Raw genomic sequence first — 23439 nt, forward strand, 5'->3', positions numbered from 1 at the left:
TAAGCCTATATGCAATTATAATGACAATAAATAGTTAAGGATGAGAGACTAATGAACGAAGAGCGCAACAGCGTAATCGGACAAGAGCTACAAAATGCTCGTCTTGATAAGGGGCTATCCCTTGACGATATTCAACAATCAACAAAAATTCAAAAGCGCTACCTAGCAGCCATTGAAAATGGTCAATTCGACCAGTTGCCTGGTGCTTTCTACGAGCGCGCGTTTGTACGCCAATATGCGTCAGCTGTTGGCTTAGACGTGACGGAATTCATGCAAAATCATGATATTCAAACGCAAACAGTTGAACCAGACTTGAGTGGGGCACGTGTGGATTCAGATAATGTGACGCGTGCTGGTATGCACCATGTTGAAGAGTCAACGGCTGAAAAGACGCGCCAAATGTTACCAAAGATTTTAATTGGGGTTGCCGTGGTGGCAATTATTGGTATTATTTGGGCACTAGTTGCGTCATTTGCTGGCTCAGCTAAGCAAGAAAACACAACGTCATCAGTCTCTGTCACAACGTCAAAGGTGTCATCATCAGCGTCATCGGATGCTGAAAAGTCCTCAACGGACGCGTCAAAGGAATCAGCTGCGAAGTCTTCTTCTGCATCATCTGAGAAGAAGGATAAGGATGCTGTTGATTTGGGTGCTGGTCAAGCAACTGGCAACACCGTTAACTACGGCACTGTTAAGGCCCCTGCTAACAAGGAGTTGACGTTGAACTTGAAGACGACTGGTGCTTCATGGATTCAAGTGAGTGATGCATCAGGTGCCGTTTTGTGGAACGGTACATTGCAAGCAAACGGGAACCAAGATGTTAAGATTCCAGCAACTGTTCCTGGTGTACGTGTTTCAATTGGTAACGCAGCTGCGACAGCAGTATCACTTGACGGCAAGTCAGTTGACTTGATGGCAAACAATGCAACGGTCTGGAACCTTGCAATGACGTTTGCCCGCTAAAAGATAGTAAGGAGCGTTAACAGTCATGAATTTACCTAACAAGCTTACGGTGTTCCGTATGATTTTGATTCCAGTGTTTATGCTAGTATTGGCATTGCCATTGGATTGGGGAACATTGCAAGTTGCGGGCGCACAATTGCCAGTGACACACTTGGTTGCCGCGATTATCTTCATTGTGGCGTCATTAACTGACTTGGCGGATGGTAAGATTGCTCGCAAGTATAAGCTAGTGACGAACTTTGGTAAGTTTGCCGATCCTTTAGCAGATAAGCTATTGGTAATGACCGCATTGATTTTCTTTGTTCAATTTGGTTGGGTACCTGCTTGGATGGTTGCCATTATCGTTATTCGCGAATTGGCGATTACCGGGTTGCGCACGCTGATTGTTGAAAACAACGGTAAGGTATTGGCTGCTGCGATGCCAGGCAAGATTAAGACGGCTTCTCAAATGGTTGCTATTTCATTTTTCTTGCTACATGATATCGTGTTTGCAATGGCCAATATTCCATTTGCCATGATTATGATCTGGATTGCGTTGTTAGCAACGATTTATTCAGGAATTGATTATTTCTATAAGAACCGCGATGTTTTCTCGGATGGTTTTAAGTAAATCATAATTAGGAGGTAGGGTGACACCTGATGTGTTAGCCTGCCTCCTTTTGTATTAGAATAAGTAGTGACAGAAAATGGACAAATGGACCATGATATCGTCTATATTGGATAACACATGAAATTGGAGGCTGCAGATGACGAATGAAGAAGTTGGCCGGGCGTTGATTGCACGAGGTGAGACGATTACGTCGGCAGAATCCTTAACGGCGGGGATGTTTGTTAGTACGCTGGCTGGTGTTAGTGGTATTTCAGCCGTTTTGCCAGGGGCATTTGTGACATATGCTGCAGCTGCCAAGACGCAACTCGTCGGTGTGCCAGCGGACATGATTGCGACGTATGGCGTGGTGTCGGCAGAGGTTGCTAAGGCGATGGCAACGGGTGCGAAAGCAACGTTGCAGACGGCGTGGGGGATTAGCTTCACCGGCGTGGCCGGACCTGACGCGCTGGAAGGGCATCCGGCTGGCACGGTGTTCATTGGTGTCGCGGCACCGGATGGATCAGTAGTCGCCACGGAGCACCATTTTACTGGTGATCGGCAAGCCGTGCGGGAAGCAAGTGTCGCAGCTGGTTTTGCAGCGATTGCAACAAAACTCGCCGAGTTGGCAAAATAGTTGGGAAAACATTTGAATTATTGTAGCGATTAGGTTACACTATATTTATATTAAGTTTAAGTTAACAAGTGGAGGCCGATAAAAATGGCATCAGGAAAAAACATTAACCCAAATAAGAAGTTGGAAGGAAAGATTGCAGACCCTAAGGAACGTCAAAATGCCTTGAACGAAGCCTTGAAGAAGATTGAAAAGTCTTTTGGTAAGGGATCTGTTATGAAGCTAGGTGATAGCCAATTTACGAAGGTGCAATCAACGTCAACTGGTTCATTGAAGTTGGACGTGGCTCTTGGCATTGGTGGCTACCCTAAGGGTCGTATCATTGAAATCTATGGACCTGAATCATCAGGTAAGACAACGTTGGCTTTGCACGCAGTTGCTGAGGCCCAACGTAATGGCGGAATTGTCGCTTATATCGACGCCGAAAACGCGATGGACGTTGAGTATGCTAAGGCATTGGGCGTTGACGTTGATGAGTTGCTGTTGTCACAACCAGATACTGGTGAACAAGGATTGGCAATTGCGGATGCCTTGATTACATCAGGTGCAATCGACATGGTCGTTATTGACTCTGTTGCCGCATTGACGCCAAAGGCTGAAATTGACGGTGAAATCGGTGATTCAACGGTTGGTTTGCAAGCACGTATGATGTCACAAGCTTTGCGTAAGATGTCAGGTGCTATTTTGAAGACTGGTACAACAGCCATCTTCATTAACCAATTACGTGAAAAGATCGGTATCATGTTTGGTAACCCAGAAACAACGCCTGGTGGACGTGCGTTGAAGTTCTACTCATCAGTACGTTTGGATGTCCGTCGTAAGGGTGGTATTGATGCGACGAAGGCTGATGGGGATGATATCAAGTCGGTTGGTAATTTGACACGTATTAAGGTTGTTAAGAACAAGGTTGCGGCGCCATTCCGTGAAGTGGAAGTTGAAATCTTGTTTGGTAAGGGAATTTCTAAGACTGGTGAAATGATTGACTTGGCGGCTGATAAAGATATTATCGTTAAGTCAGGGTCATGGTTCTCATATAATGGTGAGAAGATTGGTCAAGGAAAGGTCAATGTTATTCGTTGGTTGGAAGACCCAGAACACAAGGCGATTTACGATGATGTCTATAACCAAGTTCGTGAAGCCTACATCGGTAGCCATGATGGCGCCGATGGTTCAGCTGATGATAACGACACGTCAGCTGATAACGTGGATGATATTGAACTCGAAATTGATGAAAACTAAGTAACTTTTGGAAACTCGTATTATGGTACAGCGATGTAGTGTAGTACGAGTTTTTTGATGCCGATTTTCAGGTTATTAAGTTATGTCATAATTGGGACGTTGAATGCCGCGATTTATTCGCGATAATAGGCCTTTTATCGCCACAACAAAATAGTTGTTCTATACTAATCATGTAATAAAAAAGGAAAAGGAAGTTAATCACTGCGAAAGCAGTTGGAGGTAGTCATCATGGCATACACTAGACAAGAAGTACAAGATTGGGTAAAGAAGTTGGATTTGAACACTTGGGGACCTACTGAGGTTTACTGGTCAGACCAATTCCACCGCGTGCACGTTATTGCCGCAGATGCAGAGAGTGAAGCAGTTACGGCTAAGATTCACGCAGCAGTGGAAGCTGAAATCGCTGCAGGCACGACTGATGAAACTGACGCACGTGATTTCCTAGAACACCTTATCGTGACAGATTACGCTCAAGAAGATTAATACGCTGGGCAAGACAGTGGCTCGCCCAATAAAAACTAACAAATCCCAGCTTTGTCGACTCATTAGGTCGTAAGGCTGGGATTTGTTGTTAGGTAAAAAACGACTACTTGAAAAAGAGTAGTAATTAAACCCAAATTGTAGTACCATGGAATCACTAAATTTACGTAGGGGGACCCCTGTTTATGGAACCATATGAAGCCGAGCAGCAACGCTTGGATACCGTCTTGGAGAAGATTCAAGACGCGAAGGTACAAAATGATTTAGATCGAAAAAATGCTGAACAAAAACAGGCTGACGTCGATAATGGGTGGAACGATGTCCGCTTTAGGTCATCAACGTACGGCAGCTTGTTCGAAACGGCGATGTCTGTACGTCAACAGCAACAGATGTTACAAGAACGTGAATTGGCGATGAATTCAGTTGAGCACCAAGCGGTTGTCTTGGACCGTTTACAAGCGCGACCATACTTTGCGCGTATTGATGTGCAAGAAGCTGGTTCAGAGACGGTTGAACCAATTTATATCGGCTTGGCATCGTTCTCTGATTCACCAGATAATTTCTTGGTTTACGACTGGCGCGCACCAATTTCTTCTATTTATTATGATGCGGGTTTGGGCAATGTGACCTACGAAACACCAGATGGCAAGCAGGAAGCAAATGTTCACCTGAAGCGTCAATTCCAAATTGAAGATGGCACGATTGTGACGATTTTCGACACCGACGAAGCTGTGGGTGATCAAATGTTGTTGAATGCTTTGTCTGGTGAATCAACAACTAAGATGAAGTCAATCGTGACGACGATTCAAAAGGAACAAAATAAGATTATCCGAAACACGGCCGCTGAATTGCTGTTCGTACAAGGAGCGGCGGGTTCTGGTAAGACTTCAGCTGTTTTGCAACGTGTGGCATACCTACTTTACCGTTATCGTGGTCATTTGACGTCTGGTCAAGTGGTCATGTTCTCACCAAATCAACTATTTAACGATTATATCGACCAAGTTTTGCCTGAATTGGGTGAGCAAAACATGGTTCAAATGACATATTACCAATACGCATCACGCCGTTTGCCAAAGTTGCAACTTGAAACGTTACAAGAACGTTTTGAGGCGCAACCAGCCGGCGCTCAAAAGCGTATCATTGACTTGAAGGGTACAAGTGTCTACTTCGATGCCATGCAACGCTATGCTGATGGCTTGAACAAGGCTGATATTAAGGTCCGCCCAATTAAGTTCCGTGGGCAAGAAATCATTTCTAAGGAAAAGATTGTCGACATTTATTATTCATTCAATGAGAACTATAAGCTGGGTAACCGTCTTCAAGGGACGAAAGAACGACTAATGAAGATGTTGCAAGGTCGAATTGGTAATGAGATGCAAGCTGATTGGGTCGAAGCTGAAATTCAAAACTTGACGAAAGAACAGTATGACACCATGTTGGGTGATAACCCGCGTGAGTTTAAGTCTGATGAAGAAGAAACCAAGTATTTGGCTAAAATCATTGTGACGAATGCCCTGGCGCCAATCGCCAAGGGTGTCAACCGAAATCGTTTTATCAATATTAACAATCAATTTATTCATTTCTTGCGTTCTGTGCCAAAGTTGGTTAACTTGGCGGCCTACGATATTACGGAAGCGGATTGGACCAAGTCGGTTGAATACACAGTGAATAAGATGAAGAACGGTGAATTACCAATGGCCGACATGACACCATTTATGCTGTTATTCGACTTGATTAAGGGTAGTCGCGGTGAGCGTGACATTCGCTTTGTCTTTATTGATGAAATCCAAGACTACACACCATTCCAATTGGCCTTTTTGAAGTTTAGTTTCCCACGTGCTCGCTTTACGATGTTGGGTGATTTGAACCAAGCCATTTTCACGAAGGAAAACGCCGTCAGTTTGCAGGATGAATTGTCACGTTTGTTTGATCCAGAAAAGTCAGAATACGTGCAATTAACGCAAACGTATCGTTCAACCCAACAAATTACCGATTACTCAAAGGCCATTTTGATTAACGGTGCCCAAATTGATGCCTTTGAACGTGAGGGTGACAAGCCAGTTGTTAAGATTTTGCCATCACAAGATAAGATGGTTGAAGCAACCTTGATGCAATTGGTCGCTAATGATGAAGCTGACGAAACAACGGCAATCATTACCAAGACACTGGCAGATGCGGAAGTTGCGTACGAGGCACTCCGTGAACGCGCTGACGTGACCATTATTCGGACCGAGAATCAACGTCTGGTACCTGGCACAATTATCGTGCCAGCCTACTTGGCTAAGGGACTTGAATTTGACGCTGTCATTATGTGGGATGCTTCAGAAGGCGTTTACCACGGCGATGATGAACGTCAGTTGGTCTACACAATTGCATCACGTGCTATGCACCAGTTAACGGTCTTAGCTGTAACATCATTGACGCCATTGCTGGCCGAAGTTGACGAGCGTTTGTACGAAAAGGGGTAAGAACCATGAGTGAGGCACCGTTTAATTATGCGGTATTTCAGCGTGATGAATGGCACGAATTAGTCGTGCCTGCAGCTGACCGAGATACATCTCACGTCACACCAAAGGTATTGGGAGAAATTAAAGCGTTTAATGACCAAATTTCAATGAGTGATGTCGCCGATGTTTATGATCCATTGGTCCATTACATTAAGTTGCGCCATGCACAGTATTTGCGTGATCGTGAAGAACGTGAGCGCTTTTTAGGTCGCGCAATTAAGCCAAGCCCGTTTGTTATTGGCATTGCTGGTTCGGTGGCTGTTGGTAAATCAACCACAGCCCGGTTGCTCCAATACATGTTGCAAGCGGAGTATGGTGAACAAAACGTTGCCTTAACGACAACGGATGGTTTCTTGTTGCCTAATGAAGAATTGCAAGCACAAGGTATTTTTGATCGGAAGGGTTTCCCAGAATCATACGATATGCCAGCGCTGCTTGAATTTATGAATAACGTTAAAGATGGTGATGAAGTCGTTCGGTCACCACGCTATTCGCACGACATATCAGATGTCTTAGTGAATGAATTCGACACGTTTAAGCGCCCAGAGATTTTTATTGTCGAGGGTATTAATACGTTACAAGCGGCGCCTAATTCGCCAGTCTACTTGTCAGACTTCTTTGATTTGTCGTTATATGTGGATGCAGAGACATCATTAATTGAGCATTGGTACATTGATCGATTTGAGGCGTTGCTGCAACAGGCAAAGGAAGAGGCAGATCCAACGAATTTCTTCTTTCCTTATACGCAAATTCCAGTAGCTGAAGCGGTAGCTGGTGCGCGTCGCGTCTGGGAAACGGTTAACTTACCGAACCTAACGGACTACATTTTACCAACGCGTGAACGAGCTGATTTAATTCTTCATAAGGCGATGGGACACGGAATTAACGAAATTTGGTTACGTAAATTCTGATTTCATTACTTTTCAACGTGTCATGAATGTGACAAAAATAGACAAAAGCCAGGAAATCAACGTTTTCCGGCTTTTATTTATCAATTTAAGTTACAAAAAACATGTTATTTAACCGGTTAATTAAATGGCGGGAAATACCTATATATCAATGGTTTACACGTGTAACACACCTTATGTAACGTTAATATGACACAAAAAGGGGTCATGATATTGTTTCTAGACATGTTATGTAATGAATGTGTAATTTTAAGCCTGCTCAGCTTGGTAAACTATGTCTTGTGGTTGAGGCAAGGAAGAAGCCTCATATAAGAGAACGTGCTTGAGCAATAGGGTTCGCACGACATAGATACAATCCTTAGGAGTGTTTAACTGATTATGAGTAAGATGAAAGAAACAGCATTGACGATCGCCGGTTTGGCTTCAGTATTGGTTGCAGGCCAAACTGTTGCAAACGCCGCTTCAACATACACGGTTCAAAAGGGCGACACGTTGTCAGAATTGGCAGACAAGTTTAACTTGACTGTTGAAGACTTGGTTAAGACTAACAAGATTACTGACGCAAACATGATTTTTGCTGATCAACAAATCGAAGTGCCAACGCAAGAAGAGCTTAATGAAAATGCGTTGAACACGACTGCTGCATCATCAGCTAACAGCGCTGCATCAGATGCTGCTTCATCAGCAATGTCAGAAGCTGTTGCTTCAATGACTGCTGCATCAGAAGCTGCCGCATCATCTGCCGCTGCTTCAGAGGCCGTTGCATCATCAGTTGCCGCTTCAGAAGCTGCTGCCTCAAAGGCTGCTGAGTCAGAAGCCGCTGCTGCTTCAGTTCAAGCACAACCAGTTGCACAAGATACTGCCGTTGCTGAGCAAGCTGAGCCAGTTGCACAACAAGCTGCTCCTGCAGCCGCACCAGCCGCTGGTGGTTCAGTTTATGACCAATTCATTGCTAACGGTGGTACTGATGCCTTGTGGCAAAACATCGTAATGCCTGAATCAGGTGGTAACCCTAACGCCGTTTCACCAAACGGTTACATGGGATTGGGTCAAACTAAGGAAGGCTGGGGAACGGGTGACGTTGCCACGCAAACTAATGGTTTGGTTAACTACGCCGTTTCACGTTACGGTTCAGTTGACGGTGCCGTACAATTCCGTGCCGCTAACGGTTGGTGGTAAGATTTACCCCATTTAAATAGATTATTAAAAAAGTGCTTGGCCCTTCGGTGGCCGAGCACTTTTTGTGTCTTATTACGGCACTTCTTTGTGAAACAATCGGCAATCTTTGTCAAAAAAGTTGACAAAAATACTTGCAAAGTTTGTTAAGTAGCTTTACAATTAATTCTTGTCAAATTGATGCACTTATAATTAAATAGAACAATTGGAGGATGACATGGCAAAAAATAAAAGTGTTGCTATGGACATCAACGGAAACCCATTTAGTCGCTCTGCCATGGTGGCAGTGCTCTTGATCGGTACTTTCGCTGGTGTGTTAATGCAAACTTCGTTGGGTACCGCAATCCCAACTTTGATGCGCGATTTTGATATCACGTTAGCCACGGCCCAACAAGCAACGACATGGTTCTTGTTAGCTAATGGTATTATGATGCCAGTTTCTGCGTACCTATCAACGCGTATTCCATCTAAGGTCTTGTACATTTTCGCGTACTTGATGTTGTTTGCCGGTATGGCAACGACGGCCTTTACACCCGCACACCACGATATGTGGTGGATGTTCTTGCTGGGACGTATCCTGGTGGCCATCGCGGTGGGTGTGACTATGCCGTTGATGCAGGTGGTAATGGTGAACATCTTCCCAGCCGAAGAGCGTGGGGCAGCCATGGGAATTAATGGTATTGTCATTGGTTTGGCACCTGCCATTGGACCAACGTTGTCTGGATGGATTTTGGAAAAGAATCACCACTTCTTGGGTCTGACGATTTCTGACTCTTGGCGGACGATTTTCTACTTGCCAATGTTTGTTTTGGCATTGGTAATTATCGCATCACCATTCTTTATTAAGAATGTTATTCCTAACCGTAAGATGAAGTTGGATGTGCCATCATTGATTATCTCAACGCTTGGGTTCGGAATCTTCTTGTGGTCATTTACTAATGTGGCGACTGATGGTTGGGGCGACTTTAAGAACGTTATCTTGCCAATGATTGTTGGTTTGTTGTTCATCGTTTTGTTCGTCGTACGCCAATTGAAGTTGGATGAACCATTTGTTGACGTGAAGGTCTTTAAGAACCACCAATTCGCGTTGACGACTGTGTCAGTTATGATGGCAATGATGGCGATGATGGGTGTCGAAATGATGTTGCCAACGTACTTGCAAAACGTTCACACCATGTCACCATTGGAATCAGGATTGACGTTGTTGCCTGGGGCTTTGATGATGGGTATCATGGCGCCAATCGCTGGTTCAGCCTACGATAAGATCGGGGCTAAGCGTTTGGCCTTGACTGGTTTCTCAATCTTGGCCATTGGAACAGTACCGTTCCTATTCTTGACGGCGTCAACACCAGCACACTTCATTACCGCTTTGTACGCGGTTCGTATGTTTGGTATCGCCATGGCAATGATGCCGTTGACGGCGATGGCCATGTCAGTATTGCCACCAGCTGAGGCACCACACGCAACAGCTGCTAACAACACGGCCCGCCAAGTTGCGTCAGCCGTTGTTGTGGCCTTGCTGTCATCAGTAACACAAAATGTGATTTCAAATAATGAGCCTGCTAAGGCATTGTCAAAGACGAACCCACTCCAGTACGGGGCGGATTACTTGGACGCTTCAATGAAGGGATTCCACGTATCATTTGCCATCGGTTTGGGATTTGCCATCGTTGGTATCGTCGTTGCGATGTTCTTGAAGGGTGGGGCCATTAAGGCAGCCGGTTATTCAAACCACAAGCCGGTTGACCCACAAATGAAGGAGGCTGAATAAGATGGTTATTATCCTTTTGGCAGTCTTCGCCATTTTGACGTTTATTTCTTGGATTAAGATTGAAAATGTCCCTGCTCGTGTAACATCTGGCTTGATTTCAGGTGGATTACTACTGGCGACAGTTTTGATGTTGGTAGCGAACTTCAACAACCATTTCGGTATGGAGAAGGTTACTAAGACGGAAACCAAGACAATTTATTCTGCCGGTGGTTCTAAGGTTCCAGCTGGTATGATGATTGCCCAAGCATTGGGGACAAAGTCAAACAACTATGTTATGATTTACGCCGATAAAGAAAACGCTAAGCCAACGGCTCACTTTGTGCCTAACAAGAATCACATTGTAGAGGCGGTTAAGAAGACGGCGACTTATAAGTTGATCGATGCTGATAAGGCAACGGTCACGACTAAGACGACTCGTTGGGAGTGGCAAAACGATTTCTTTAAGTTGATGTTTGGGTTTGGTGGTGAAGGCCACTCATTGTATAAGCAACAAACAGTTGTTAAGTTGCCTAAGGATACGTGGGTGGTTATGACGCCGGCACAATCAAAGGCTGTACAAGCGAAGCAAAAGGCGGCTGCGGCTAATCCTGCTGCTGCGCAAGCACAACAAGAACAACTAAAGGCTGCGGCTTCTGCAAAGATTGCTGCGTTCATGCAAGCTAACCCAAAGGCTTCACAAGACGAAGTTAAGGCGTACACCACAAAGGTGACGGCTGAACTAACGGCTGAGGCAATGAAGGCGATGCTAAAGTAAACGAAACGGACATCCTGACACAGTCAGAATGTCCGTTTTTGTTTCAAAATTTATACCAATCATAGACCGACGGCTTTTTTGGATAAGATTAAAATATTTAATTTAAAACTTTGGGTATCTTTCTTTGGATAAGCGTGTTATACTTATGTACATAGTTTAAAGGATTTTGTTTTATGTTTCACAGAAATATCTGGCATCGTCATATTTAGATTATTAAAAAATTCGGCAATAATTGCCAGGAGGTTTCAGACATGGAACAAGGAACAGTAAAGTGGTTTAACGCAGACAAGGGATTCGGTTTCCTTTCACGTGAGTCAGGTGACGATGTATTCGTTCACTTCTCAGCTATCCAAGGTGACGGCTTCAAGTCATTGGAAGAAGGACAAGCTGTATCATTCGAAGTTCAACAAGGTGACCGTGGCTTGCAAGCTGCTAACGTTACTAAGTTGTAATAACGGCTTAAAGGCAACCTGGTAATCATCAGGTTGCCTTTTTGTTTGCAGTTTTAAAAGGAGCAGTGGGTGTAATGACAGTGTGGACGAAGCGTGTTGTTTTACCAGCAGATCAACCGGCAATTTCAATTAAAGAACAGTTAACGGCTTGGCAAGTGCCACGACGCATCAGAGGCAATTTTAGAATGGGGCGGCGTATCTTATTAAATGGCGTTTACCAACCGACCTCAACGCGTTTAAAGCCGGGTGACGTCCTCGATATGACCTGGTTGCCGGCGGATTTTGAAGTGGCGGATTCGCATTACGTCCCAGATGCTAGTCAGCCATTAGATGTATTGTTTGAAAATGATGATTTAATTGTTGTGAATAAACGAAAGGGTGTCAAAACCCATCCGAATTCGCCAGGTGAAGATGGCACCATGATGAATTTTGCGCAGGCTTATTTAGCAGAGCAGGGCAAATCGGCGTATATGGTGCATCGGTTGGATGGCGACACGACAGGGGCGTTAATTATAGCTAAAAATCCTTATGTTGTGCCGATGTTAAACCAAATGTTGCGTGACAAGACTATCAAGCGAACGTACCTGGCGTGGGTATGTGGCAACATTACCGCAACAAGTGGCACTATTGATGCACCAATTGGCGATAATCCAGTAGATTCACGCACACGGACGGTCAACGGGCCTAATGCGCGTCCGGCAGTTACCTATTGGCACAAGGTTCATACGGTCTACCAAAATACGCTCGTAAGGCTTGCATTAGCGACGGGACGTACACACCAGATTCGTTTACACATGAAGCACCTCGGCTACCCGTTAGTTGGTGATCCGCTGTATAACCCAGACAGTAATTATTCAGATGGCTTATTACTGCATGCGGCAGCGATTCAACTACCAATTCCGTTTACTAACGATGTGAAGTCAGTTGGAGCGCCTTTACCGCCGACATTTCCGCGTAATCTGCGAAAATAATCCGTGTACGGTGTTGAGAATGCAAAGTTTTTCATATATTCCGGATTGTGCTATACTTCTGTAAGAGAGAAAATTTTGGACAGGTCAATATGATTGATATCACGCAACTAGAGAATGCGTGGCGTAGCGAAAATGGTCCAAAACCGAGGTTTGAAAAGATGACAGCAGATATTGTAAAAATTGAGACGTCGTACTTGGATGTCGAAGGATTGCCAATTACGCTTTATGTGTATGAGGAATCAAGTCTTTTTGGATCGCAGTTGCGGATTTCAGATGGTGGCTATGTGACGGAAGATCTAGCTTTGGCAGAAGGTCGTGGCGAGTTAACACGTTCGGAGTTGAATGATGTAAAAACGCAGTTGAAAGGGACTGATGTTCGACTCGACAAGCGCGATGCTTCCTTATATATGAAGACGAAATTTGAAGATTATGATGTCGATGTTGCACGGTTGTGCGAAACGATTCAACGCCTACAACAGTAGGCCCCTAAAAAGCGCTTAACTTCTCACTGAGAGGTTAGGCGCTTTTTAAGGTTAATATATAAAAAACATTTATGTTTGTAATGAATTTGTTAAGACGAGTTGCTAAACTTAATATTTGTTAGAGAAAGAGAAAACGGGTTTGAATATGATTATCAAGGGGATTTATTAAATATGAACACGGTTTCTCGTAAGAAGATGTACAAATCAGGCAAGCAGTGGGTAGCGTTGGCGACGGTAGCAACGGTTGCTGGCGTGGCCATCACAGCAAATGACAAGGCGTCAGCTGACGTTTGGCAAGCGAATGGTGTCCAACAAGTAACCAATCAGTTGGCACAAGCGGGTGGTTTGGCAAATTACAACGTGCAGTATGGGGATACTGTTTGGGCATTAGCTTTAGCGAATGGTGAGAACTTGGATACGTTTGTTAACCAATTCGGTATTGCAAATCCGGATGTGTTGTTTGCAAATGAAAGTTTTATGGCGCAAACGACTACTGGTGCGACTGTACAACCGCAAGGTGTTACAGAGCAAACCGCAACGACTGAGCAAGATGCTGTTGCGACCAGCACTGCGACACCAACGTCAGAGGCAGTCGTAGCGAGTCAGGTTGCTGATTCAGTTGCTGCCAGTCAAGTAGCGGCCTCTGAAGCAGCGAGTGAAGCAGCTTCAATTGCTGCTAGTCAGGCGGCAGCAGCGTCATACGCAGCTAGCGTAGCACAGTCACAAGCTGACGCTGCATCAATGGCGGCCGCGGAGTCACAAGCGACGGCCGCTTCTGAAGCTGCTGCGCAACAAACGGCATCGGCTGCACTTGCAGCTGCTTCTTCAGCCGCCGTAGCCGCTCAGGTGGCGGCTGAGCAAGCATCATCACAACAAGCTGCAGCTAGTACCGTCCAAGCACAAGTAACGGCTGAGTCACAAGTTCAGACTGAGGCGACGGTAGCCACGGTTGGCAGCGCGGATATGTCGACATTTAATGCCTTGAATGCGTTGCGTCAGTCACAGGGGTTGGCGCCATTGACGTTTGATAACGATTTGGCAGCGCGTGCACAGGCACGGGCCCAACAAATGGCTAACTTGGGTGGTGTTGCGAGTGATCACTACAGCACCGCTGGTGAAGTCGTAGCGATTGATTATGCCCCGGGTACGTCGGTTGTAAACGCTTGGTTTAATGAGACGAACATGATGCCGGTTGGTACAACTGGTCACCGTGATTGGGAAATGAATGCGGGCTACTCACGTGTTGGGATTGCGATTGTTGGCAATGTCATCGTTGGTGAAGCAAATTAATGATAATTAAAAAGCATCTGGTGTTTGCAAATACCAGATGCTTTTCTTTTTGTGTGCGATTATGCCCAGTCACCATTGCGGAAGACGGGGATGACTTGACCGTCATACGTGATACCGTCGATATCCATATCGGCTGATCCCATCATGAAGTCAACGTGAACCAATGACTCGTTCTGGCCCTTTGCTTGACGCGCAGCGACGTCCATTTGGGTGCCACCCTTCAAATTGAATGGGTATGCTGCACCAAGTGCCAAGTGGTCAGAAGCATTTTCATCAATCAAAGTGTTGTAGAAAACAATGCCTGATTGTGAAATTGGTGACGGATCTGGTACCAATGATACCTCACCCAAAGATGAAGCACCTTCGTCAGTCTTGATCAATTGTTGTAGGACTGCTTCGCCGGTTGAGGCATGCGCTTCCGTGACGTGGCCATCAACGAACGTTAGCTTGATATCATTAATCAAAACGCCTGCGTATGATAATGGCTTTGTTGACGTTACGGTACCGTGAATGTTGCGGTAGTCAGGGGAGGTGAAGACTTCCTCAGTTGGCATGTTAGCGACGAACATGTTACCAGCCTTGTCAATTGAGTCAGCAGCTTCCCACACGTGATCCTCGGCTAACCCAACTGTTAAATCCGTGATGGGTGAGCTGTAGTGTAACTCCTTGAAGTTCAAATCGTTGAGCCATTGCGCCTTTTCTTTCAAAGTATTCACATGGGCCATCCAGTCAGCGATGACGTCGTTTGCAACCCCAACGCGAGTGATCTTGAAGATTTCTTCCCAAAGACGGTCAGTTGCAGCTTCACCCTTTAAATCAGGGAAAACTTTTTCAGCCCAGGCTTCACCAGCCGCGGCAACAACTAACCATGACACATCATTATTCATCGTGGCCTTGCGAACGGCTTGATTAGCGCGTTGGTAGGCTTGTTGGTAGGCCGAAACGCGATCGCCATCAACAGCACCAAGACCATCTGGATCGGCAGAAATCAGTGAAATGCGCGTCGTATGCTTCGCCATCAATTCTTCAGCGCGAACAGATACCCAAGTGGGGATGTTCGTCAAAGAATCGTTGTTGGCGTGTTGCAAAAATTCACGTTGCACATGAATGTCCTGCCATTCAATCATGACGTTGTTTGCGCCACGTTTGTAGGCCGAGTCCACAATTTTGTGCACCAAAGGCACCTGTGCGACATCCGCATAGATGACAATATCTTGTCCCTTTTGGACATTAACCCCAACTGACGTAATTAAGTCAGCGTACTTTTGTGATAACAAATCAAAATTTTCTAGTGTCATCTGTTGCACCCCGTTGTTTATTAAGATGTTCTCATTTTACCTGAAAAATTTGGAATACAAAATAGGTAAGGGGTGTTGTTCATGAAATCGCAACAAGTCGGCTAAATGCTTTTACGCTAAATGTTTGAAACCGTTTCCACAAATTGTTGTATTTTTCTAATATAATGAATTATTAGTAAGTAGCCTGACAGAGAAAAACGGGGATTGAAAATGTCACAGGTACTATTAGCAGAGCGGATTAATGCGCTCCGGGATGAAAAAATATAACGGTTGAAGATATTGAAAGAGCCGGCATTTCAAGGTCACGATACTATCGGTTTGTACGTGGTGAGACACAAATCTCAGTAGTGGATTTATCTCGCTTATTAAAGTTATTAGCAGTGTCGTTTTCAGAATTGTTTGCGGGTGTAATTGCTGATCCGTATCAGCTGAGTATTGGCGACTTAGCAAAATGTACGGAAACTGAATTACGTCAAAAACAGGCGGAAATTGCACAAACTGCTGCATCGGTTGGTTATCCAACGGCTGAAATGGTGGCAATTGTGATTGACATCATCATCGATCGCCGCTGTGGGGTTGATTATCGTGACAAAACACAACGTTTATATGATCGACTGAATAGCATTCAGGCATTCACGATTTTTGAAATGCATGTCTTTTCATTAATTGCAACGGATCTAACACCAAAACGTTTTTTTAAACTCTATCGAAAATTCGCTCATGATGTCCAAGTTTTCCGCGATTATATGCCTGGTAATTTGTTTGAAACAAGTTTAATGATTCATATGACTGCGCTTAATCAGGCAGTTATTTGGCCTAAAAAATTAAACGTGACGGACGTCTGGCTGACCTTAGAAGGTATTATGCGTCAGCCAGCACGCCGTTCAAATGTAGAAATTTTGCTACTGCAACGATTTACCGGGTTGCTACGCACCTATTTAACCATGGATTCAGAAGTGGTCGCGGCTGAAATTGGCGTCTTTTTGATGGCTGCGCAACAAATGGGCGTGCGCGAAATGACGATGAACACCGTCCAAACATCCCTGGTGGCGGTTTGGACACGGCTACAATTAAGTAAGCAACAATTGCATGCGCAAAAAATGGCCGAGACGTTGCCAGCTATCATCACTGATTTGACGCTACAACCGCGAAGTCAATCATTTGGCGAGGCGTTACGCCGGCGTTTGAAAGACAAGCATATCCGGGTACGGAGTTTGGAAGCCCTGGGTTTTTCAAAGTCGAAGTTGTACCGGGTATTTGAAGATGTGGGCACCCTGATGATTGATGAGATGTTAGATTTGATGCGCATTATTGGGTTTGACACTGGGGACATTGTCGCGGTGCTCATGTGGTTCCCATTGGACGAACAAAATGCACGCACAAATTTATACGGTGCGTCACACAGTGTGGTCTCACCAGCCGTCGTACGGCAAAGCGCTACTGACATTGAAGATTATTACGAGAACGAAGTCTACGCCGCTGTACGAGCGGACGTGACTTGGTTTGGCACAGAACGCGCCACACAGGTCGCGACGGCGGTGGCCAACCTGCTACGTGAGCTAGATGAGTGGCATGAAAAGGAATATCGGCTCGTTAAAGTTGGTTTAATGGTGGTGACAAATGAGGATGAGTTGGCGATGTGGTTTCGGCGAATGCGACAAGATCACCGGGATAACCGGGCGACACGGGTTTATACCGACCGCCAAATTGATGCGGTAGAGTATGCGATTTTCGGCGCACTCTTCAAGGGAGATTTCGACCGTGTCCGTCAGCTTGTCCGACTGGCTTTAACGAATAATCCGTCATTAACGAATACGTTACGCTATACTGCTTGGCGTTGGCGGGTTGAATCATATCGGCTATACGAACAGTTTGCAGCTAATCCATTGGAAACGATTCGCCAATTAAAAGGGCTCTACAATAATTATGCCGTCCTCCTGGGTGATGGCCCGCTAGTTCAGTACTATCAAAGACGGTATGATGCTCTGTGGCAACAATACCGTTAGCGTCCGAATAACCCTATTTGAATTTTTTTACAGGCAAAAATTTTCGTCAACTGTGCGTTTTTTCACATGATAGAATTTGTCACGTGGAGAAAATAGCAATATGTTGAGGTAAAGTCATGAAAAAGTTTTTTAGATTGGCAGTGGTGGGGGTTGTTTTCGGGACAACGTTGAGCAGTCAGCAAGCGTTTAGCGCATCGGTTGAGTTGTCGCAGACGATTATGAGTCGATATTTGCAAATACCGTTAAACATTTGATATAATGAAAACTAGTTGGAAACTTTGGAGTTTAGCTAAATTATTAAAAATAGAAAAATGTTACGTCGGCATATTGCCAATCACTTCGGTAAGATAAGCTTGTACCATCAGTAACCCCTATGGTATATATGAGATTGGTTTGTGAGCGATTCGGATGAATCGCTCTTTTTGTGAGATTGAATAAATGGCACTGTTAACTAATATTTTTCATACGAAAAAATAATCCCGCGAAATCAAAAAACAATAACCGACTAAACTAAGCATATTGAACGAAGATAGAAGTGAGAGAATGCGATTATGGAGTGGCTATTACCTAAGAAAGATCAAGAACGTTTAGCATTACATCGATATTTGACGAGCAAGTCAAGCCATGCTGTCCTAATTAAAGACATCATGGCTGATTTAGGGTGGTCACGGTATATGGTCTTGCAAAACGTGGAAACATTGCGTGTTGATTACCAACAAGTTGGGGACGGGAACATTGTGTATCTCCGACTAGTTGATTCAAACCGGGCATTACAAGTTGATCAGTTACAAACAATTAGTGATACAGCTTTATTAGGGGAGTACATTCGAAATTCATTACAATTCGATGTGCTAATGGATATTTTCTTAGAAGTGGCGCAGTCTAATGAAATGATTGCCTTGCGTCACTCATCGAGTACAACGGTTGTCCGTGTGACTAAGGTCGAAGTTGGTGAGGAACTTGAAAAGTCTGGTATCCAAATTTCTGACGATTATCAATTAGTTGGGGATGAACGAAATATTCGAATTCTGCTGTTTGAGGCATTGTATACTGCCTATGCCGATCAGCCAACGCCGTTTCCAGCGGATGTGCAAGCAGCAACTGATAAGGTTGAGGCGATTATTGAAGAACAAACGCACATCCGGACGACTGTGAAGAAAGCATTCCGCATCTTTTTTGGTATTTGGTATACTCGCTTGAAGCACGGTCACGTTATTGGTGATTATAACCATCAACTCTTTAAGCCAGATGCGGACTTGTCACGACATGCGCGGATGATTATCGATAAATTGCGTGAGGTGATTACGCTTTCCTTTGATAATCAGGCGCCGTGGTTTGACGAAGAGTTACGTTTTGGCTTAGGATCGATTTATTCACTAGGCATCGGTTCAGGTTCATACCGAGTTGCCAACCTGGTACCGGATGTCCGCCGGAAATTCCAGGAAATTTATGATGACGTTTGCGAAGTTTATCAAGATTTTTTTGGCTTGTCGTTATCACAACCAGAATTAGAGTTAATTCAAAAAGCACTCTTCTCGTTGAATTTCCGGATGCTGTTCTTCAGACAAAATGGCATTACGCACCCAATTAATCGTCAATTCTCGATGAGTACGTTTCCAATTCACACGGCATTTACAGAACGAGTCGTTGCCCATATTGCACCACACTTTGGCTTATCAGAAGCAGAAGTATCAACGGCCATCTTTAATGAGTATCTGAATACATTTGTGCTTGTATTGAATAATAGTGAAATCTTGCCGGTGATTAATGTCACCGTCGATATGATTGATATGCCGGCACTCGAACAAATTATTATTGAGCGGCTTGCAAAATGGCAATCAGTTAACCTTAATATCACCACCGAATTTACATCAGAAACGGACCTATACATTTCTGATGTGCAACTCGATAGCCAAGTGCCGGGATTTGCCTGGCGGTCATTCCCAGAAAACCCGGAAGAAAAAGCGTTGCATGAAAAGTTAATCGAATTAACTGTGCAGCGTTTCCAAGCATTGACCGGCAAGATATAAGTATATAAGAGAGGCTGGGACAAAACTTAGCTGAATATTTTGAATAAAAAGCAGGCGCAAAACCATGTCTATCAAGGGCTTGCGCCTGCTTTTTGGTATAATAGTAGTAATAAAGGCAAAGAAAAAGACGTTGAGCGGCCACTCAACGTCTACGATTTCTGTCTCGGAAGGACTGAACCAAACAATGTATAACAATTATAGCATGAATCAGCTAATGTTGGATATCCCAACTGCATATGAACCTGAAGAAAACCACCCAGCATATCAGATTAACCAGCTTGTAGAATCATTGGATTTTACGGATGAGTACACGACGGGACGATATCCTTATCACCCACGTCTATTACTTAAGTTGGTTCTTTTTGCGTATACTCGTGGAATTCGATATGGTCGTATGATAGAACGATTTGCGGATGAAAATAAGGTAGCCATGTGATTAACTCAAGGACAAGTTCCATCATATCGAACAATTAATCGTTTTAGAGCTGATGGTCGTATGGAGCAAATCATATTAGAGATGTTTACAAAGTTGCGTGAGCAACTAGTCGCCGCAGGCGTCATTGATAATGTCTTGTTTATCGATGGGACGAAGATTCTGGCCAACGCTAACAAGTACTCGTTTGTTTGGCGTAAGAACACCCTTCGTTTTAGCGAACTGAACAAAGCCAAAGCAGTTGCGCTTCTCGAAGAAATCAAAGCATCATAAGCGGATTTCTTTCATGAAGAAACCGAATTGTCGTTTGATTATATGGATGATGTTATTGCACGGTTAGAGATGCATATTGATGAGCTAAACCAAGCTGTCGAAAAAACCAAAAAGGTATCACCAAATCCAGCTAAGCAAGAACGGCGTACTATGAAATCTCAAACTCGCAAGCTGAAAGAAATACGCGATAAGAATGAGCAATACGAAAATTAAATGGATACGTTCGGTAATCGTAACAGCTATTCTAAAACAGATACCGACGCCACGTTTATGCGCGTAAAGGAAGATCCGATGATGAATGGCCAGCTTAAGCCGGCCTATAATGTACCATCTGCTGTCAGCAATCAAATGGTTATTGGATATGTTGTATTCCAAAATCCGACTGATGCAAGAACGCTTATTCCACTAGTCAAGAAAATGAATAACGCAGGAACACTGGGTTCAGTTGTCGTAGCTGACATGGGTTATGTATCCGAAGCTAACTATCGATTCTTCGAAGATGAAATGCCAGAAGTAACAGCACTCATTCCCTACAACACAATGCTTCGCGAAGCTAGTCGTAAGTGGCGTAGTGATGACAGCAGGGTCATGAACTGGTCTGACGATGAAAAAGCTGATGAGTATACGGATAACGACGGCGTCGTTTTCAAATGGCGCAATTATAGTCATCGCACGGATAAGAATGGCAAGGCCCGCGATTTCCAAGTTTATCGCGCGGAAGAAAAGGACGAAAATAACCAAGATATTCCAGCGGTATATACAAAGGGTGGAAACGTTCGCCAAATCAATATTAACCCCTCATGGGGGTATCAGAAAGCACGCATGCGAGAAAGCCTCTCTGACGAAATCAACGCTTCAATCTACGCACGTCGTAAGATTGATAACGAGCCAGTTTTCGGTCGAATGAAGGCTCATTTTGGCGTGGGCAGATTCATGGTTCGCGGTCTGCGAAAGGTGAAAATAGAAACCGGACTGGTTATTATGGCCATGAATATGGCCATCATGGCGGGATAACATCCCGTTTATTTTGGATAAAAAAGAAAGAAGGAGAAGTAAATCCACCGGATTTTCTTCTCCTTTTTCATTTTCAGCTGGAACTGTTCTGTCCCAGCCTCTTTTTTTGATGTTTTGGGTGTTTGTCAGGAATGAATATAAACCAACGATAGACTATCTTGGCCGCCGTTGTCAGGGAATTGGTGTAGCGATGATACGACTGCCAGCCACCCAACAAACTGATTTTCATGTAAGCGCTTAATTTTTAGTCAGCTTAATTTTTGTTAACAATGTAGACTTAATGGTAAGCAGTGACAGGTCAAAGAAAATCTATGGAGGGCACAACTATGCTTGAGACATTTATACAACAATGGTTAATCATGTCAGATTATGATTACACTGTTGATGATCGGTTTGTTCAGAAAGCACGGGCGTACGGTGTGGATTTTAGTGAACAATATGTGGCAATTGTGGTCGAGGGGAACCGCAATCATTTGCCAAATCAGCGCTTAGCTTTTGACTTGGATCACTTACGACGGGTTTATATTTTTCCGTTGACGGGGGTACATGAATTTTTGGCAACGTTGCCGGAACATGCCTTAGCGGGGGTTAGTCGGCCACACTTTGATTTAACAAAAAGCATCAAAGAGGCGGTGTTTGCGTTAGCATTAACCAGTCCGGTAATTGAGGAAATGAAAATTGTCTTTTACGAAGACGTAGTTGATTTGGCGCAAGTTGTGGAAGCTGGTGTCGCCTATCCGCAGGTCGAACAATTCTTAAAGGATCGGGTCGATGAGGAAGTCCAGGTTACCTTGTGGCTGTACGGCACGTTAGGTCATTCAATGAGTGAATTAAGTGACACCTTGCATGTTCATCGGCGAACAGTCCAATATCGGCTAGACAAAATTGCCCAATTAACGGATTTGAATCCGCGGGTACCTGCTGAAATCTTACCGCTGCTTGTGTCATATATGCGGCTGAAGACGGCCGTCATAGTACCGGCGCTAACCGCGCAATTGCAACGAATAACCACTGACTTGCAGGCACGTGATGTGGCGACGAGTTAATAGTAAATATAAATACCGGGTAAATTGGCAGTCACACAGCGAGGTGACTGCCTTTTGTACGTTTAAGGGGCTGACTATTTTTTTCGAAAAACCAAGTTGCGAGTTCGCAACAAGGCTAACGTAAAAATGAGCCGGTTAGTATTCCGAAATACAGGCATACTTGAATGACAACAATAAAGGAGTCATGTATGACTGACAAAGTACAAAGTAAGTTATATTTCCAAGGACAGCAAATTATTGCCTTGGAAGGAAAGACAAGTAAAGAATATGAGCTATTGATGCGCCGCGATATTGATGGGGTGGCAAGATTTCCTTATCAAGAATTTATCACAACGATGACAGATCATGACCAGCATAAGCAATATGTTACAGAGCTTGCAGTCATTCTGCCAAAGGTTTTGAGTCATAATCCCAACTATACATTTTCATTTAATTTGGATTATCAGGAATTGTTTTATGAGGAAACCTTTACGCTATTTGAACAGATTGATCCAGCGCTGCGGTCACGATTAAAGCTTGAACTCACAGAACGGTTACCGCTGAATCGGACGAATGCATACGACGAATTCTTACCCAAAGTACAGCTAGAACGATTATCCGCGCTTGGCTATCAGTTGGTGCTTGACGATTTCTTAGCGGGCGTCAATTCGTTGGCTGGTTTGTTTGAGGTGCCACACCTGATTAGTCGAATTAAGATTTCTGTCTTGCATCTCAAGCGTTTCTTACCGATCGATACCATCATCGACATTATTAATTTGATTGTGACAGCCATCGATGATATGGCCTTAGAGGTCGTTATTGAAGGAGTTGAAGATAGTGATTTGATAAAAGATTTGCCAACGTCATGGCGGCAACAATCTTTCTATTACTCAAGTCCGGTAAACGTTGAACCGATTACATTCTAATTCGGAGGGACTGAGCATTTGGAAACGTTAATTTACGAATTTATTGGTGAGCATATGATTGCCAAATTACTATGTTTACCTTCGATTATTGGCGTCATTTTTATCATGCAATTTGGTTTGCAACGACGTTTTATGAATAACCAAACAATGTATCTGGTTACGTATACCTTGAATTTCGTGGCCTGGTTAGTGATTGCCAAAATTGTGTTTAATGATTTACA

At 44.2% G+C, this 23439-nt stretch carries 25 protein-coding genes; 24 read left to right on the forward strand and 1 reads right to left on the reverse strand.

Features of this window, described 5'->3' with window-relative positions; translation table 11 throughout:
* The first annotated feature begins 51 nt into the window (after nucleotides 1-51).
* The 14 genes from ESE_RS0102135 to ESE_RS12220 all read left to right on the forward strand — a co-directional run bounded on the left by ESE_RS0102135 (nucleotide 52) and on the right by ESE_RS12220 (nucleotide 14213).
* Complete coding sequence (locus ESE_RS0102135; RefSeq protein WP_010370486.1) at nucleotides 52-963, forward strand: helix-turn-helix domain-containing protein; 912 nt, start codon at nucleotides 52-54, stop codon at nucleotides 961-963.
* A gap of 25 nt (nucleotides 964-988) precedes the next feature.
* Nucleotides 989-1573, forward strand: a complete 585-nt coding sequence (gene pgsA, locus ESE_RS0102140; protein ID WP_010370489.1) for a CDP-diacylglycerol--glycerol-3-phosphate 3-phosphatidyltransferase — start codon at nucleotides 989-991, stop codon at nucleotides 1571-1573.
* A gap of 136 nt (nucleotides 1574-1709) precedes the next feature.
* On the forward strand, nucleotides 1710-2186 hold the full coding sequence (locus ESE_RS0102145; protein WP_010370493.1) for a nicotinamide-nucleotide amidohydrolase family protein: 477 nt from the start codon (nucleotides 1710-1712) through the stop codon (nucleotides 2184-2186).
* 84 nt (nucleotides 2187-2270) lie between these two features.
* A complete protein-coding gene (gene recA / locus ESE_RS0102150) occupies nucleotides 2271-3422 on the forward strand; it encodes a recombinase RecA (RefSeq protein ID WP_010370496.1) in 1152 nt (383 codons plus the stop codon).
* A gap of 228 nt (nucleotides 3423-3650) precedes the next feature.
* Nucleotides 3651-3905 carry a hypothetical protein gene (locus tag ESE_RS0102155; protein ID WP_010370500.1) on the forward strand — a complete coding sequence of 85 codons (255 nt, stop codon included), beginning with the start codon at nucleotides 3651-3653 and terminating at the stop codon, nucleotides 3903-3905.
* Between the two features lie 182 nt (nucleotides 3906-4087).
* Nucleotides 4088-6370 (forward strand): RNA polymerase recycling motor HelD, encoded by a 2283-nt coding sequence (gene helD, locus ESE_RS0102160; protein ID WP_010370502.1) that lies wholly within the window; start codon nucleotides 4088-4090, stop codon nucleotides 6368-6370.
* Nucleotides 6371-6375: 5 nt separating this feature from the next.
* Complete coding sequence (gene coaA / locus ESE_RS0102165) at nucleotides 6376-7320, forward strand: type I pantothenate kinase (protein ID WP_010370505.1); 945 nt, start codon at nucleotides 6376-6378, stop codon at nucleotides 7318-7320.
* 375 nt (nucleotides 7321-7695) lie between these two features.
* Nucleotides 7696-8496 (forward strand): LysM peptidoglycan-binding domain-containing protein, encoded by an 801-nt coding sequence (locus ESE_RS0102170; protein WP_010370508.1) that lies wholly within the window; start codon nucleotides 7696-7698, stop codon nucleotides 8494-8496.
* Nucleotides 8497-8710: 214 nt separating this feature from the next.
* Complete coding sequence (locus tag ESE_RS11325) at nucleotides 8711-10264, forward strand: MDR family MFS transporter (RefSeq protein WP_010370511.1); 1554 nt, start codon at nucleotides 8711-8713, stop codon at nucleotides 10262-10264.
* A 1-nt stretch (nucleotide 10265) separates the two neighbouring features.
* Nucleotides 10266-11018 (forward strand): DUF4811 domain-containing protein, encoded by a 753-nt coding sequence (locus ESE_RS0102180; protein ID WP_010370513.1) that lies wholly within the window; start codon nucleotides 10266-10268, stop codon nucleotides 11016-11018.
* 251 nt (nucleotides 11019-11269) lie between these two features.
* Complete coding sequence (locus tag ESE_RS0102185) at nucleotides 11270-11470, forward strand: cold-shock protein (RefSeq protein ID WP_003610350.1); 201 nt, start codon at nucleotides 11270-11272, stop codon at nucleotides 11468-11470.
* A 74-nt stretch (nucleotides 11471-11544) separates the two neighbouring features.
* Nucleotides 11545-12441, forward strand: a complete 897-nt coding sequence (locus ESE_RS0102190) for an RluA family pseudouridine synthase (protein ID WP_010370522.1) — start codon at nucleotides 11545-11547, stop codon at nucleotides 12439-12441.
* A 158-nt stretch (nucleotides 12442-12599) separates the two neighbouring features.
* Entirely contained in the window at nucleotides 12600-12923 is a 324-nt protein-coding gene (locus ESE_RS0102195) for a DUF1828 domain-containing protein (RefSeq protein ID WP_128735734.1), read from the forward strand.
* Nucleotides 12924-13094: 171 nt separating this feature from the next.
* The gene (locus ESE_RS12220; RefSeq protein ID WP_010370527.1) at nucleotides 13095-14213 is read left to right on the forward strand and encodes a CAP domain-containing protein; all 1119 of its coding nucleotides are present in this window, start codon (nucleotides 13095-13097) and stop codon (nucleotides 14211-14213) included.
* A gap of 59 nt (nucleotides 14214-14272) precedes the next feature.
* On the opposite strand, the gene ESE_RS0102205 is transcribed toward ESE_RS12220, so the two are convergent.
* Nucleotides 14273-15511 (reverse strand): aminopeptidase, encoded by a 1239-nt coding sequence (locus ESE_RS0102205; protein ID WP_010370530.1) that lies wholly within the window; start codon nucleotides 15509-15511, stop codon nucleotides 14273-14275.
* Nucleotides 15512-15774: 263 nt separating this feature from the next.
* On the opposite strand from ESE_RS0102205, the gene ESE_RS0102210 reads away from it, so the two are divergent.
* From ESE_RS0102210 to ESE_RS0102255, 10 genes are all read left to right on the forward strand, one after another.
* Nucleotides 15775-17517: a helix-turn-helix domain-containing protein gene (locus tag ESE_RS0102210; RefSeq protein WP_123157485.1), complete on the forward strand. Its 1743-nt coding sequence runs from the start codon at nucleotides 15775-15777 to the stop codon at nucleotides 17515-17517.
* Nucleotides 17518-17633: 116 nt separating this feature from the next.
* The gene (locus ESE_RS12225; protein ID WP_010370536.1) at nucleotides 17634-17771 is read left to right on the forward strand and encodes a hypothetical protein; all 138 of its coding nucleotides are present in this window, start codon (nucleotides 17634-17636) and stop codon (nucleotides 17769-17771) included.
* Between the two features lie 297 nt (nucleotides 17772-18068).
* Nucleotides 18069-19547, forward strand: a complete 1479-nt coding sequence (locus ESE_RS0102220; RefSeq protein WP_010370539.1) for a helix-turn-helix domain-containing protein — start codon at nucleotides 18069-18071, stop codon at nucleotides 19545-19547.
* A 184-nt stretch (nucleotides 19548-19731) separates the two neighbouring features.
* Nucleotides 19732-19983, forward strand: a complete 252-nt coding sequence (locus ESE_RS12435) for a transposase (RefSeq protein ID WP_010370542.1) — start codon at nucleotides 19732-19734, stop codon at nucleotides 19981-19983.
* Between the two features lie 60 nt (nucleotides 19984-20043).
* A complete protein-coding gene (locus tag ESE_RS12440) occupies nucleotides 20044-20253 on the forward strand; it encodes a transposase (protein WP_010370545.1) in 210 nt (69 codons plus the stop codon).
* 42 nt (nucleotides 20254-20295) lie between these two features.
* Nucleotides 20296-20466 (forward strand): hypothetical protein, encoded by a 171-nt coding sequence (locus ESE_RS12445; RefSeq protein ID WP_223822989.1) that lies wholly within the window; start codon nucleotides 20296-20298, stop codon nucleotides 20464-20466.
* Entirely contained in the window at nucleotides 20467-21267 is an 801-nt protein-coding gene (locus ESE_RS12450) for a transposase (protein WP_029237432.1), read from the forward strand.
* 326 nt (nucleotides 21268-21593) lie between these two features.
* Nucleotides 21594-22313 (forward strand): PucR family transcriptional regulator, encoded by a 720-nt coding sequence (locus tag ESE_RS0102245; protein ID WP_010370548.1) that lies wholly within the window; start codon nucleotides 21594-21596, stop codon nucleotides 22311-22313.
* Nucleotides 22314-22501: 188 nt separating this feature from the next.
* Entirely contained in the window at nucleotides 22502-23218 is a 717-nt protein-coding gene (locus ESE_RS0102250; protein ID WP_010370551.1) for an EAL domain-containing protein, read from the forward strand.
* An 18-nt stretch (nucleotides 23219-23236) separates the two neighbouring features.
* A partial coding sequence (locus tag ESE_RS0102255; RefSeq protein WP_010370555.1) for a hypothetical protein occupies nucleotides 23237-23439 on the forward strand: 203 nt, incomplete at its 3' end.

The sequence above is a fragment of the Weissella cibaria KACC 11862 genome (genome assembly GCF_000193635.1).
In the GTDB taxonomy this organism is placed as follows: Bacteria; Bacillota; Bacilli; order Lactobacillales; family Lactobacillaceae; genus Weissella; species Weissella cibaria.